This is a genomic window from Caballeronia sp. A2-2 (assembly GCF_057612605.2).
In genome coordinates this window covers 474466-488726 of record NZ_CM172587.1, presented here as the reverse complement: position 1 = coordinate 488726, position 14261 = coordinate 474466, and the positions used below count along the sequence as shown (strand labels likewise).

At 53.9% G+C, this 14261-nt stretch carries 10 protein-coding genes; 2 read left to right on the top strand and 8 right to left on the bottom strand.

Annotation, left to right across the window (positions count from 1 at the left end):
- Positions 1 to 266 precede the first annotated feature (266 nt).
- Positions 267 to 569, top strand: coding sequence for a helix-turn-helix domain-containing protein (locus ACZCWR_RS02400; protein ID WP_487302155.1), 303 nt, complete (start codon positions 267 to 269; stop codon positions 567 to 569).
- A gap of 235 nt (positions 570 to 804) precedes the next feature.
- On the opposite strand, the gene ACZCWR_RS02395 is transcribed toward ACZCWR_RS02400, so the two are convergent.
- On the bottom strand, positions 805 to 1122 hold the full coding sequence (locus ACZCWR_RS02395) for a hypothetical protein (RefSeq protein ID WP_487302154.1): 318 nt from the start codon (positions 1120 to 1122) through the stop codon (positions 805 to 807).
- Between the two features lie 811 nt (positions 1123 to 1933).
- On the opposite strand from ACZCWR_RS02395, the gene ACZCWR_RS02390 reads away from it, so the two are divergent.
- Entirely contained in the window at positions 1934 to 4066 is a 2133-nt protein-coding gene (locus ACZCWR_RS02390; RefSeq protein WP_487302153.1) for a prolyl oligopeptidase family serine peptidase, read from the top strand.
- A gap of 50 nt (positions 4067 to 4116) precedes the next feature.
- Here the strand turns inward: ACZCWR_RS02390 and ACZCWR_RS02385 are convergent, their stop codons facing one another.
- The 7 genes from ACZCWR_RS02385 to ACZCWR_RS02355 all read right to left on the bottom strand — a co-directional run bounded on the left by ACZCWR_RS02385 (position 4117) and on the right by ACZCWR_RS02355 (position 13255).
- Positions 4117 to 5202 (bottom strand): glycosyltransferase, encoded by a 1086-nt coding sequence (locus ACZCWR_RS02385; protein ID WP_487302152.1) that lies wholly within the window; start codon positions 5200 to 5202, stop codon positions 4117 to 4119.
- Between the two features lie 696 nt (positions 5203 to 5898).
- Entirely contained in the window at positions 5899 to 6945 is a 1047-nt protein-coding gene (locus ACZCWR_RS02380) for a fimbrial protein (RefSeq protein WP_487302151.1), read from the bottom strand.
- 48 nt (positions 6946 to 6993) lie between these two features.
- Positions 6994 to 9459: a fimbria/pilus outer membrane usher protein gene (locus tag ACZCWR_RS02375; RefSeq protein WP_487302150.1), complete on the bottom strand. Its 2466-nt coding sequence runs from the start codon at positions 9457 to 9459 to the stop codon at positions 6994 to 6996.
- A gap of 85 nt (positions 9460 to 9544) precedes the next feature.
- Entirely contained in the window at positions 9545 to 10234 is a 690-nt protein-coding gene (locus ACZCWR_RS02370; protein WP_487302149.1) for a fimbrial biogenesis chaperone, read from the bottom strand.
- Between the two features lie 132 nt (positions 10235 to 10366).
- Positions 10367 to 10969 (bottom strand): fimbrial protein, encoded by a 603-nt coding sequence (locus ACZCWR_RS02365; protein WP_487302148.1) that lies wholly within the window; start codon positions 10967 to 10969, stop codon positions 10367 to 10369.
- 655 nt (positions 10970 to 11624) lie between these two features.
- Positions 11625 to 12842 (bottom strand): beta-ketoacyl-[acyl-carrier-protein] synthase family protein, encoded by a 1218-nt coding sequence (locus ACZCWR_RS02360; RefSeq protein ID WP_487302147.1) that lies wholly within the window; start codon positions 12840 to 12842, stop codon positions 11625 to 11627.
- Positions 12839 to 13255, bottom strand: coding sequence for a hypothetical protein (locus ACZCWR_RS02355; protein ID WP_487302146.1), 417 nt, complete (start codon positions 13253 to 13255; stop codon positions 12839 to 12841). Before ACZCWR_RS02355 ends, ACZCWR_RS02360 begins: the two co-directional genes overlap by 4 nt.
- Between the last annotated feature and the right edge of the window lie 1006 nt (positions 13256 to 14261).

Sequence of the window (14261 nt, the reverse complement as noted above, 5' to 3'; positions counted from 1 at the left end):
CGCCGCGCTCGTTGTTGGGAAGAAGTGAAGTAGCAGGTGTGAAAGCAACCGCTATCTCCTAACGCACAGTAGCATTCGTCGCGCTGTTGGCGTTCTATTCGAGGTAGTTAACTAGACTAAGCGGTGCGACACCGCCGCACACTCGAACCGATTGGGTATCCCGTCTCGCCGGAACATAGACAGTGCGGTGCCCCCATATGCGCCGAGGTCTATGGCCGCATTCGTATACGCGCAAAGATGAACATCTAACCGAATGAGTCGCAAGCATGAAAGGAATGGCAACAAGGCTTAGGATCGAAAGGAAGAGGCTCGGAGACTCTCAACGCTCATTAGCAAACAAGGCTGGCGTAACCGAAAAGACGCAGGCTATGTATGAGAATGGGCATCGCTTCCCCGACTCACGGTATCTGCAACTCGTTGCGCAGTCAGGTGTTGACGTGCTCTACGTGTTGACTGGAACGAGGTCCGAGCAAACCTTGACGAGCGAAGAGTTGATCCTTGTCCATAGCTACCGACGCTTAGCCCCCCATATCCGACGAGCTGTCGTCTTGTTCGTGCGTTCGCTGTAACCGGACGTCTCAGGCGCAGGCAAACTTCCTATGCCAGCGAGTAGATCGAAGGGTGAGTAGTCGCGGCTTCCGCACCCTCGTTGACGATAGGAAGGCGACAACAATGGTTTGGGCAACGGGGCGTTGTTTCAGCTCAAAGATCCCCTGCCCGCCGACACAGACCGCCCCCTCACGCGCAGAAACAGTCGCATGCAACAACAAGCGTTGAAGCGCCCCGGAAGTGACGAGAAGCAAGTCAACGAACATTTAGGTACTTGATGGCCTCTAGTCGGATGCGCAGCACGTCAATGAACATGTCATCGCGGGACTGCTCTCTCACCCACCGACGCCAAGTATCGTTATAGGTGGCTGTGCAATGCTCCGAGTAAAAGAAACCTGCCTCGAGCATTAAAGATTCGGCGGCATCCCAAGCGCGGCTGGGTATTGTCTGCAGCTGTTCTACAGCTGTGGCCAGTTCGCGCAGCGCGTCCGGATTGGGGCCAGATTCCGGATACTTTTCAAGAACGTGCTGCGCGTTTCTCGATGCCTGTTTTATCAAAGAATAAATTGGCATGTTCAATAAACGAGTGAAGAGTGTTTAATGGCATTACCTTCCGACAACCGGCGGCAACTACGTTTGGGCTCATTGCAAAGGGTCGCCTCCTTTGGAGCCGATACCAAAGATCTATGAAAGCGCGGACGCTCGATTGGTTGGGGGCACCCGCGATTGCCGTCGCTCGCATTGAGGTAACGCAAAGGTCGCAAGGATGCAGCTCGAGACAACAGCGGTCAAAGGTGTGTGCTATCGAACGTCCTTACAGATCCAACCACTTTCTTACAAGGTAGTCGGTACCGTATGACTGCACTGAGGTCTAGCGCGAGTGCTATCCTCACGCCTTCCGCAGCGTTCCGTCCAGCATGATGGCATGCTAATTCGCGCGCGTAGCCGTTCTTCATTCACGTGAAAACAGAAAACAACTTGGCTTGAACGAGGCTTCGCGTCTGCGCTCGGCGTTGGAATATTGGTTTATGCGGCATACCGCATGTCATTCTATCCACAACGGACTATAGCCGGCTTCGTACGCCGTGATATTGCTTTCATCAGTTCGGCGGATTATATCGCCGCTTCGAGCAAACGCAAGTTGCTACCAGATCAAAGTATAGGATTGCGGCAAATGGTCTCAGCTATCGGAACAGACGACATCTGCTTAGGGCAGGTGACCGTGAGCGTCTTTTCTTTCGGATACCTGAACAATAAACCGCTTTGAATCACAGACCGCGGTCAGGTGCGAACAGCGGGTCGCTTATCAGACAATGACATAGATGACAGCGAAGATTGAAGGTAGCAAAATTCGTCGTCTCTTTGACCTTTCCCGCAAAAATAAATGAATCTCCTCAACAGACCGAGCGATGTCCCGAGTCTCGATCTCGAAGGTGGCGATCCCTTCATCGCCCTCGAGTCGTCTAACGACACGCAGACCAACGCTTGGATCACCGCGCAGACCCAGCACACCAACGCTACTTTCGGCAACACGCCTGAAGCAACAGCACTCACTGAGCGGCTCGAAAAGGTCTACACATCGAAAGATCGCCTCCTAGCTTGTTCGCGCTACGGTGATTGGGCCTATAACATTTGGCAAGACGAAGATTATCCGCTAGGGATCGTGAGACGCACTGAATGGTTTTCGTGGCTCGACGGCAGGCCAAAGTGGGAACTTATCCTCGATGTGGCCAAGCTCGACTTGAATGAGCAAGTCGGCGATGGCCCGCATTGGACACTTTTGGACTTCAGATTGCTTTATCCAACGTACGACCGCGCGCTAGTCAGTCTCTCACCAGGCGGATCAGATGCGTTCGTTGTTCGTGAACTTGATGTGGAGGCGAGACTGTTCGTCAAAGACGGTTTTGTTTTGCCAGACGTCGGCAAGCACCGGATATCTTGGATAAGTCGCGACGCAGTCTATGTTAGTTGGGATGACAGCCTTGTCAATCCAAGTCCCGATCTCACGAACTCTGGCTTCCCGCGGACCGTCCGCCGCTGGTCCCGTGGAACACCGCTGAGGAACGCGCCTGTCGCATTTGAAGGCGCACGTTCCGACGTGTGGGCAAACGCGAGCTTCGATCCCATCGAAAAGTTGCATGTTGCCTCACGCGCCGCAAGCTTCTACGACGCGCATCAATACTGGCTCGATGAATTTGCGACTCAATGGCGTCAATATGAACTACCTACTCACGTTGAGATAGAACACTGGAACGGCTGGCTGTTCGTCACCCCTCGCAAGCCGTGGAGTGTCGGTGAAAGCCTGTATGCGGCGGGCACGCTTGCGGTAATTCGTCGAGATGCATTTCTCGCCGGCTCACGCCAATTTACGACATTGTTCGTGCCGTCCGAGCGGCGTGCGCTTGCAGGCATCGACTTCACAAGGCACTGGCTTATAGTCTCACAGGTGGACGACGGCAAGCCACGTGTGGTCCTCATGCGGCCGCCTGCTCCATTTGACATCGAATGGGAGGTACGCAATTTCTCACTGCCTGAGGCAAGTCATGCAAGGATCATTTCCGTCGACAGCGAGCGTGATGACACTGTACTCATACAAGACGAACATTTTCTAAAGCCGCCATCGCTCCACTACGCGGACCTAGCAGATGACGGACCGTGGCAATTGTTATCACGCCTGCCCGCTCAGTTCGACGCCAGCGAACTCTCCGCTGTGCGTCGTCACGCGATCGCGCAGGACGGCGAGCGCATTCCCTATTGGCTGATCGGTCGCGATGTCGAAACGCGCACTGACGCACGCCCTTGCCTCCTTTATGGCTACGGCGGCTTCGAAGTCGCGCTCGAGCCGTGTTACAGCGCGACGATTGGTATCGCCTGGATCGAGCGGGGCGGACTATATGCAGTCGCCAACATCCGCGGAGGCGGAGAGTTCGGTCCAGACTGGCATCAAGCCGCGCTTCGACACAAGCGTCATGTTTCATTCGGCGATTTCATCTCCGTCGCACAGGCGCTGATTGATTCCGGAACTACGACATCGAAGCAGCTTGCGATTCGCGGTGCCAGCAACGGCGGGCTGCTAGTCGCGGCGTGTATGGTGCAACGGCCAGAGCTCTTCGGTGCCGTGTTGTCGGAGGTACCACTCACTGATATGGCACGCTTTCACCAGTTGTTGCAGGGCGCATCCTGGATCGACGAATTCGGTGATCCGAACAAACCTGCTGATCTGAAGTACCTGATGACCTATTCGCCGTATCACAATGTGCGAGCGGAAGTTGCTTACCCTGCCGTACTGTTCACTTCGTCAACGCGCGATGATCGTGTGCATCCCGCACATGCGCGCAAGATGGTCGCGAGAATGCAGGCACAAGGACACCCGAATGTATGGTATCTAGAACTGCAGGAAGGCGGTCATGGCCTAGGGATTACGCCCAAGGCCATAGCCCACGCGGAATCAGTGGCTTTTACTTTCTTAGCGACCACGGTAGGGCTTACCGGCTTACCTGAAATTGGCAGCAATTAAAAAAACTACGTGTCTAGAGTCGAGGCGTGACTGTGGGGAGTGGGGGGCGCTCAACGGCAGAACCCCCGCTCGTACAACGAGCTTCGATAATATAAGGACGTTTCGTAAGCCATATCGCTGACGGTGAATCCGCGTTCGGTAATTCGGCGACCCTCCTCGCCGAGACGCGCGCGCAGCCCCGCATCATTGGCCATGCGCCCGATAGCTTCGCGAAGAGCGCTTGGGTCGCGCGGAGGAACAAGCAAACCATTTACTTCATCCTGGATGAGTTCAGGTACGCCGCCCACATGTGTGCCGATCACCGGTAAGCCTGCGGCCATCGCCTCGATGAACGCTTGGCCAAGCGCTTCTTGACGCGTTGGCAAAACGAACATGTCGCTGCCGTTTAATATGTTCGGCACGTCTTTGCGAAAGCCGAGCATGTGTATGCGGCTCTCCAGCCCCAGCCTACGCACCAGACCTTTAATACGGTCAAATCCAGGGCCGTCGCCCGCCAGGACCACGTGTAGGAGCTGATGCGTTTTGGCTAGCGGACGCACCGCTTCAATGAGGTCCTCGTGACCCTTTTCGTCACGCATGATTGCGACCATGCATGCAACAGTCGCCTTAGCCTCAATCCCTAATTCCGTGCGTAAGGTGGAATGCGAGTCCAAATTCGGCTTATCAATGCCGTCATAAATGGTGTGTACTCGCGTTTTCGGAACCCCCGCCGAGACTAGATGCTGACGTACGAAATGACTGACGGCAATTACACGATGTGGTATCCACGTATAAGAAGCCAGGGAGTTGATCGGCAACGCAAGGTGTCGCGTACGCACGATCAGCGGCGTTCCCGCCAGTCGCGCTGCAATGCCGGCAACGAGACTATCGTGCCCGCTATGCGTATTTAGAACGTCGAAAGCGCGCCGGCGTAGTAGAGATTGAATGGCGAGTACTGACCGCAGATCACCCCCCGAGCGCATGCGTGCATGATGCACCGTAAAGCCAAATTCGCGGCACCTCGCCGCCAAACGAGCATCTCTCGGACATAACAACTCGACAGTGTGGCCGCATTCTCGCAACGCAACCATCTCTCTCAGGGTACGTGTCTCTTGCCCTCCCCAACCCCTCGATGATTCGCTATGTAGGATCTTCACTTTTGATTGACCTTATAGTCTAATTGGTCGAGCAGTATTTTCTGGCTTGCCACCCACCTTAAGACAGCTCAATTCCCTTTTTCAACAATCCCTAACTTAATGGCGCTTTGAAGCCGGCGCAATATGACGAGTACGATTGTTGAGCCACGCACTATTTAAAGTACGATTCGCAGACTTCGTCGCGTATTGCTTACTTGTCCGATTGCCCGCCATCCACCGTTGTCGTATCGTTTTAATCTTCCAAATTCCCCAGTGAAAGTAGTATGAAAATGGACTACCTAATCATGACCCTCTTAACCTGGCTAATCCTGGGTCAACAGCCTATTCATAACGGAAGACCTTTTGAGCACTCATCGGTTCGATACATTCACAGGAGCTTGAATCGGAGACATACCAAGTTAGTTTCTTCGGAAGTCTCTCGGCTGGTCCTAGCATCGCGATAAAGATATCCATTGGTGTTGGGCTCCGGGTGCCTCTACCGGCGAGCAATCACCACAGACGATTTGTGAGGCCTGGCGGATTCTTTGAAGCGAGGTTGAATGTTGGTTCCTGAAAAAACGAAGAATTTGCTTTAATTCATACGGTGCCTCTGCCGCATACGACCAGACTGGACTGAGCAACGTCCCTGTAGGCGTCACAATCAAGCACTGGTCAGGACCGCGCGTGCTTCGCGACGAAACGTATCGTCGGTGAAAGTCATTGGAACTCAATGGTGAAGAGCGCGACGCTATTGGCCGCGCCCGGCTTGACATCATTTCCCGTCTGAACGTATTCAGCGCTCATCGGGAGCGAGATCTCACCGACTCCGTGCGACCGATCTTGGAGGAAGTCGGAGATGTCCAACTGCTGATTCAAGGAGACCACCTGGTTATCCCTTCCGTAGCGCATTCGAATCCCAACATCTCTAGCGGTTCGTGAGCCTTGGTCGATCAGGCTTATCGTACCTGGCATATCAGTGTTTTCGTACGGGCTTTCAAACTTTATCTTCAGGTTCGACACTATCTGGTTGCAGTCCATTTTTATTTCGAAGAGCGACTTCTTAGCAGACGTAGACCCAACTCCAGAGAAATCGGAAGCATCAGTTTTGGGCATCTCGACATTCGTGTATTTACTTCGAATGTCGCACGTAGGTTGCTGGACTATAACGCCAAACGAAAGCGAGAGAGTTTCTAAAACTGTCGGATATATCAACTCGCCGGTAGCGTATTTTCGCACCGATGCATATCCGCCTTTGATAACACCCGTTTTTACAAATCTTAATGTCAAAGGGCGCCCTTGCGACGCAGGCGGGTAGACCATATAGCCAGGGCGGTGAGGATTCGGGATAACGATTGGCGCAAGGCCCTGACGCGGAACTTGGTTTCCGCTGTTCGGGTTCGCGGGATAATAGACTTGGTATCCCACCCCCTCAACATTGGGCAGCAAATAGGTATCGGTGGCAAAATCGAACGGCGTCGTGCCAACGAAACGCTCTATGGTCCCGATGTCACAGAGTGCCACCGCATATTGCTCCATCCCTTGTTTTCCCGCCCAATCAGGCATATCGAAAGTCCAGGCATTTCCTATCTGGTCTCCGACCTTAAGTCCCGGATCGACCTTAAGGTTTATCAATCCCGCCGAGAACGTGTATTGCCCAAAAGGAAAGTTTGCGTTCAATTTGCAAGCAGCCTCCACCGGCGTGTACCCCAAAAAGCATGCCGCTGCAATAGCGAGCAGCGCAATCCTGAAACTCGCTTCTTTCAATCTCTTTTCCTCGTGTGGACCGAATCGCGGAGCTTCCCTACGAACGGTTTAGCGATCGTCGGCGAAGTTGCATACTGCGTCGACTAGACGGTCGACCGAAATTCCGCTCGTTTGCGAGATGGGAACAGAGAACGTGCAGTTCTTGTCACGAGCGCTGCCCCAATCCACGGCGTAACTGGATGGGCCCGCTTCGAGGCCAGTCAGGTAGGCACGTCCCATTGGACCGACAGCTCCTTTTTCTTTGCCTTTGCGATCTGTGATGCGCGCCCCAAAGGGGACCTTTTCTCCATCAGGCAGCGTCAATCGGACAAACAACCGCTTTCCGATGTCGGCCTTCAGCTTCGAGTAGGTGACTGCGCCTCGAGTCGGAGCGACCGATACTGCAGGCTCAAGCAAATCAACATCGCTTGTCGCGGTCTGCGCCGCATTTACAGCAACACGGTTCTTCCGATATGGCACAAGACTTGGCACCACCGCGCGCCCACCTGAGTCGGTCGCAACTCCTGGGTAACCTTCAATAGCAAGCCCGCCTGCATTTGGTACTTCAATGATGCCCGTCGTCTCGCCGAGTGATTGAGACAAAAGCGGACCATGGCTGTCAATGATCATTCCGCCGCTTAAGGAAGCCTGCGACTGACTCGACCGAGCCCCTTGGCCATGACCAATATATACATTGCCTTTCGACCCTTGATAGTTGAGCGAGCCATAGAAACTTCGCGAATCGCCGGTGCCTTTGCTCACGTTCGCACTGTAAGAAAGGTTGCGATTGGAAAGGATTGAGCCAGCGACACCCGCTTGATGGTCGAGCTTGCCCTTCCCATCACTCGCGATTTGATACGTCGCGGTTGATACGCTCTTGTCGATTGGTATGGAGACACCCACCTGTAGCTGGCGTTCGGTTTGATGCATACGCCGTGCTGCAAACTGGCTGTAATTGAAACTGACTGTGGCGGTTCGGAATGATGTCGCATAGCCGAGCTGCAGCACCGTCTCTGCCGAGTGCGATCGCCGGTACCCTTGTCGGATGGCCGTTAAGTACACTGAGCCATACGTGCCAAGCGGCTGTGCGACGTTTGCGCTCACTTCACTTTTAAGATCGCCCGCCCTCCTCCATCCTCCCCGGTCTTCCCGAACCGCTTGTGCAAACGAACGGTAGCCTTCGGTCAAGTACCTCGTGCTAACGAGTCGGAACTGCGTGCCGTATGCCGGCAGCGACTTTGCGTACGTTAGCTGAATTCCGTTTCCCGACTGATGAGAGGTGCTGCCCGAGCTTAGTTTTGTATGTGTGAAATCAAATGCTAACGCTCCTAAACCTTTCATATTAAGACCAACGCCTGCTGTGAGAGCACTGTACACACTTGATAACACCGCACGACCGTAGACAGTCGCGTTGGAGGTCAAACCATAGCCAATCGCTGCTTTCGCTGCGAACGGTCCGTCAGGTTCTGAAGCGTCTCGGTACTTTCCGATCGCCAGGTCGTAATTGAGCATTCCCTCTCGTACTAACGTCGGCAGCGCGGCATAAGGTTGCTTGTATCGAGTGATCGAACCATCCGCCTCCGCGATCGTAACCTCGAGGTCGCCAGCGCCCGGCGTTGCGTAGAGATCGTCGATGACGAAGGGGCCAGGTGCCACGTTGATTTTGTAGAGCACGTAGCCATTCTGTCGAATCGTAACTTCGGCGGCTGTGCGGGCGATTCCGCGAATGGAAGGGGCAAATCCTCGCAAGCTGTCAGGCCGCATAGAGTCGTCCGTTTGCAGTTGAATACCGCGCAAGCCAAAGCCATCGTCTCCGAACCCTGCCACAAACGTGTCTCCCACCGTCAAGCGCGATTGGATAGTTGGCAAAGCTCGTTCGACGTAAGTCGCTCGCGATTCAACCTTTGTCCCATAAGGGCTACGATTGATGGCGAGCCAATTTCGAAATCTCCAAGGTCCAAGATTCAGCCCGGAGTGCAAGCTTGCGTACAAGCTATCTCTATTTCGCAGATAGTCGTGGTTCCCATTGAGCTGATACCCGAAGAGCAAAGCCGTGACGCCGTCGTCGAGTTGGTCCATCGGCACAACGCCACGAGCTCGGCGCGACATTGCTGCTTGAGGTATTGAGATCCGAAGAGTTTGAGACGCTGCGTCAAATTGCGTTGTGGTGTCAGGGATAATTTTATCGAGATCGATACAGACGCCGTCTGCGTACTCCGAGATTTTGGGAAATGCGGCGATATTGACCTTCCATCTCATCAGTTGCTCTCGACTCAGGCAGGGTGAAGCATCGACATCGTGACGATCCGTGACCAGTTTGATTTCCTCATCACCTAATCGATCTCCGTTGAGAAAGACTGTGCTCGGGTAAGAGCCAGGCAATATGCGGTTGCCAAATGAGAAAACGGACAAATCGACGTCTTGCGGACCGCCCCCTAAGCTCAGAAAAGCATTGTTGAACACCGCGCGGTCGCTATCCGCCCGTACGATTGTCGGCGAGGCATTGCTTAACGCAATAATGGCGAGATACTCCACACAACGCCGACAGATTCTAAGTGCTGTCGTCGATTCATGCACCCAAGTGACCCTTTTCAATCAACCTGCAATCCACCAAACTGGCTTAGTTCCGTGTCTCGATCGCCGCTGGTACCGCTGGGCGCTCCTCAGTTGCCCCGAAGTCGTTAATGATTGAGTAGCTCACTTGAAGAGCGCCGTCGCAGTGTGGCAAAGCGAATTCACGTGATGACCACGGAGCTACATATCCACTTTCAAGTTCCTTGCGTCGCCCATCGCCATACTTGATTGATAAATCTGTGAAACTTGCAAAGAATGGCGCGTCATTACGTAGAACAAGCGAACAGGTACGTAAATGGAGGTCTCTTACTTGAGTCCAGCGAAGCGAGCTAGTGCCAAGCCTATCTTGTTCAATGCCAGGCGGACGGTAGAAGAGCTTGATTCGCGTACGGACCGAGATCTGAAGTACGTTGTCACGCTTATCAATCCTCGGGATCTCTTTCACGTTAAGCCAATACATGGATTCGCGGTCGCTCGGCAATCCACCGCCCACCTTCACAACACGAAGCAATCCCTCACGCCGTCCGTCGATTCGAGAGACGGCGGGAACAACGAAGAAGGGTGTGTCGGTGCTGCCACTGTCGTCCTCGATCCATGCTTGGACGACGTATGGCTCGTCGGATCTGTTTTCTGCGGTAATAGACGTTTCTCGTTTTGCACCTTCGAATACGAGCCTAGTCCCGGACAATACAATCGCTGCGTCCACGCCATCGGCCGCCAGCAAGTAAGCGAACATGACGGGGATGATTAAGTACCGCGGTCGAAGAGACATCGAGTAAGATCGCTTTACGTAGATTACTCAATCTACAAAATGGAATACAGAAGTTGAGCCTAGAGATATCCATCCCTAGGCTTGTCACAGTCATCGTCAGTTATAAGAAACTGTGAATTGGGCGGTAGCGTTCGCAACGCCAGCTACGGCAGCACTTTTCGTGGCTTTATAAAAGGCTCGGAATGGGAGAGAGAAGGAACCGTTCCTGATTGGAATTGCGTCAGATTTTGTTCCGAGCGCCAGATCCTTTTGGCTATTTACGTCGTAAAGACCCACAGCTACGTTCTGCGCGCTCGATGGACCGGCCGTCAGTGCGATAAGGCTCGGATCGTCAGCATCAGGCGTTGCATTGAATGTGACCTGAGCATTTTTGACCGTGCCGAGGGTACAGCCCGTGAGTTTAATCTCGAAGTCTCGCCCCGTTGACTTTGCGCCGGCTGCCGACAATACGTTTGTCGATATCGAACCTAATGGGACTGTTTGATTGACACTGCTTCCATCGACCGAGCAGGGCGCAGTTGTGATCTCGCCGGTGAAATTTATCTGCCCTTTGTTGACTCCTGGGCTGGGACTATCTGCCATCGCGATACCGACTGCGAGGATACTAAGTGAACCGGCTGCTAACACTTTCTTTCGGCATCTCATTTCTACTCTCCTATTCAGTGCTTCGAGATAAAAGTTGAGGATATTGAGCAACACTTTGATGCTCTGACCGGCACACGGCCGGATGCGCGTCAGCTTTTGCTGATGCGAACTTAGTCATCCCAGTTCTAGGGAGTTGTCGTGAACGAGAGGGCAACGTATGTCTACGCGTCGCGATCTCGTAAGCGTTGGAAACTATCGCTTGCTTCGTGCACGGCAATGCAGCCGGACGAAAGACTTTTCTAAGCCTAATGCGATCAGACACGCCGGGATGAAGACGACGTAGCGCACGAAGATTCCGCGCCAATGAGGCGTCTTCCTTTGCGACATGCGAAAAGCACTGTCTTCGACGAACCAGAGGGTCGGCTTCGACATCGCCCACATGATCCACTTGTAGCGACGCATCATGGACGCGCAGGTAGGTCCCCATAAGCTATATCCATGATTGACGCTTGGCGTAAATGTCATACGACAATATGCTACGTCCGCCATGTAGCGAGCGCTGTCCATGTACCCCGCCTTAAACAGCTCTGTGCAAACGCGCTTGGAACCTCCTGAGTCGACCCATATGTGAAGCTCCCGATCGCTTGGACGAGTTTTTGCCAACGTATCCCTCGAAGATCGGGGGTAACGCATATTCGTCGTCCTGAAGCTGATTCTCTTCTCGCTCAACGATTCGCTCCTTACCTTAAGGTTCCACGATGGGACACCGTCAGCATCGCTTGATGATCAGCACAGTGTTGTTCCCTCCCATCCCAAATGAGTTGCTCATAGCAATTCGTAGATCGCTAACCGAGCGCCCGACCTCAGGAACATAATCGAGCCCCGCGAAGAACGGGTCTTTCCCATCGTGATGAAGAGTCGGCGGAATTTTCTGTTCACGAATTGCTAGCGCGCAAATCGCCAATTCCAGCGCACCAGCCGCGCCGATCAAATGCCCATGAGACGACTTTGTGCTGCTTATCGGAATGCGTGGGAGTGACGAACCGAACACATGGCGAAGCGCTTCCACTTCGATCACATCTCCATTTTGAGTTGCAGTACCATGCGCATTCACATATCCGATCTGGCTCGCTCTTATGCCTGCATCGGTGATCGCCCGCTCAATCGCGAGAGCTTGGCCGTGCGACGTAGGCATCGTTAAACGACTGTGGTCATTACTCGAACCGTATCCGACTATCTCAGCGATTGGATAACTTCCCCGACGAGCCGCATGGGCGGCGGATTCGAGCACAAGCACGCATGCGCCTTCTGCGAGTGCGAAGCCAGTCCGGCTTTCACTGAACGGGCGACACCCTGTCTCAGGTGCAATCGCCGGCTCGTCGCACAGGACTCGCAGCTGAGACCAAGCTCGAAGCAGCGGTGGGCTCAACATAGCCTCGGTGCCTCCACACAACGCGATATTTAAGTGTCCGTCGCGAATACGGCGGAAAGCTTCTCCGACTGCGACGGCGCCTGCCGAGCACGCGGTCGTGTAGGTCAGCACCTCCGCCGACGTGCCGACCTCGATTGCTATGTGTGCAGCAGGGGCATGGGGCATGGCCGCAGGTATGGTGAGTAAGATTTCACGCCTGTTTCGGCCATAAAAGTCGTTGATCCCGCCAACAAGCGAGGTCACGCCGCCGATGCCTGTTCCAATGAACACGCCACAGTCGCGCCCCACCTCATCGCCACCCCATCCACTGGAAATCATGGCTTGTCGCGCTGCGTATAAAGCCAGCAAGGACACACGATCGAGACATCTTGAGTCAGCCGGGGCGAAATGCGCCTCGATGTTCAAATCCGCATGTCCGACGTATCGGTCTATCAGCGGACTAGGATGACGCTGGATTCCATTTTTCCCCGCAACAAGTGCGTCAAAGAAGACATTCGGATCGTTGCCTAGCGGTCCAGTCAATCCAATGCCGGTGATAAGCACATCATGCTTCATGTAGAACCATCCCTAATGCTGCTTCGAGCGTTGTTCTCGCTTTCAGGTAGGCCGGCAGTCAGGTTCGTCGCGGTCGTGCGCATCTCGCTTTCCAAAAGACACGATTCCGCCTTCTTTGCCTGAAGCACTGCGCGCACAAGCGCGCTGATGTTCGGCGGAAACACCGGCAAGGATCCCTCTGCGTTGGCGGTGGCCAGGACGTTGCGCGTTTGTAGATAGCGGTCGAATTGAAGACCCTCGCGCTCCTCGATTAGAAGAATGATTTCGAGAATAACTAAAGAGTCGAAGTTCGGAATCACGTCTACGAAGAGTTCGTCGCGTCGGAGGCGAGCGATGTCGACTCTCAGCGCGCCTCCAATCAGCACTGACAGCTTGACATGCAAATCAGAGCCGTCCTTGTCGGTTCTAGGCATGGCGAGTGGAACCCCTTTATGACCTACGCAGGCCATCGCGCTGCGCTGGAATGCAGTCCGAAATGCGCCGACCTTCGATCGTTAGTCGGCGTGGCGGCTCACAGGGATCATGATGCAAACCGGCCTTCGACGGCTCGGCCGAGCGGGCTGACACAGGGCAGAGTGTCCTTGCTCACGTGCAAGACTGCGCCGCTCACTCATGCCACGCCTATGCATCCTTGCGACGCACTGCGGAGGCAGAACTTTATAAGCTTCGCATCCGACGGCTACATAAGTTCCGCTCAGCGGCGGTTTATCGGCGGTCAAATTTATTCCCGATCTCGCAGGGGCAAGCATTTGAGCTCGCGCGTCCGGGCTGAGATAACTGCTGCCACAAGTTTCGCCGTGAGATCTTGAGCTGATGTCAGCGTTTTGCTCAATCTCCCTGCTGACGCTGTCCGCAGTTCTCTCGCCGCATTTGTTTTGACCCATATCCGCCGACGCTGGCAGGAAGAGAGGAGACCCGGGATTGCTAGCCCACGCGGCAGAGGCGAAGAATGTCCATAGGACATTCCAGTTTACCGATGGCAGTAGCCTCAAAGCCCCCCCCACAAAAAATTCGTGAAGTCCTTCTCATAAGTTTCATCCCCAAGCGATTAATGCCGAGACGTGCTCACCCAATATGCTCGCCATTGCAAACGTGTGTCATGCTCGATTTTTGATCAGGTAAACAACGTGCCCCGCCTGGGCGGTTATCTTTGCAGAGTGCAAGGCCCTCACACATCGATTGCTTTTATCGTCGTCCGATTAGTCATTATTAAAGCGGATAACGACCATCCTTGAACATCAGTCGAGTACGAAACCAGCATTAACAACACTGGAAATTTGATATTTATCAAATGCAGCAACCCGTTTCATCGATGGATAAACTAATAATCTCTTGTTGCTTCTGCAGATTCAAAGATAAGAAGCTGAGTCCTTCGACTCCGTCGCTTTGCCAACGGCAATTCAAATTTGCATTGCAACA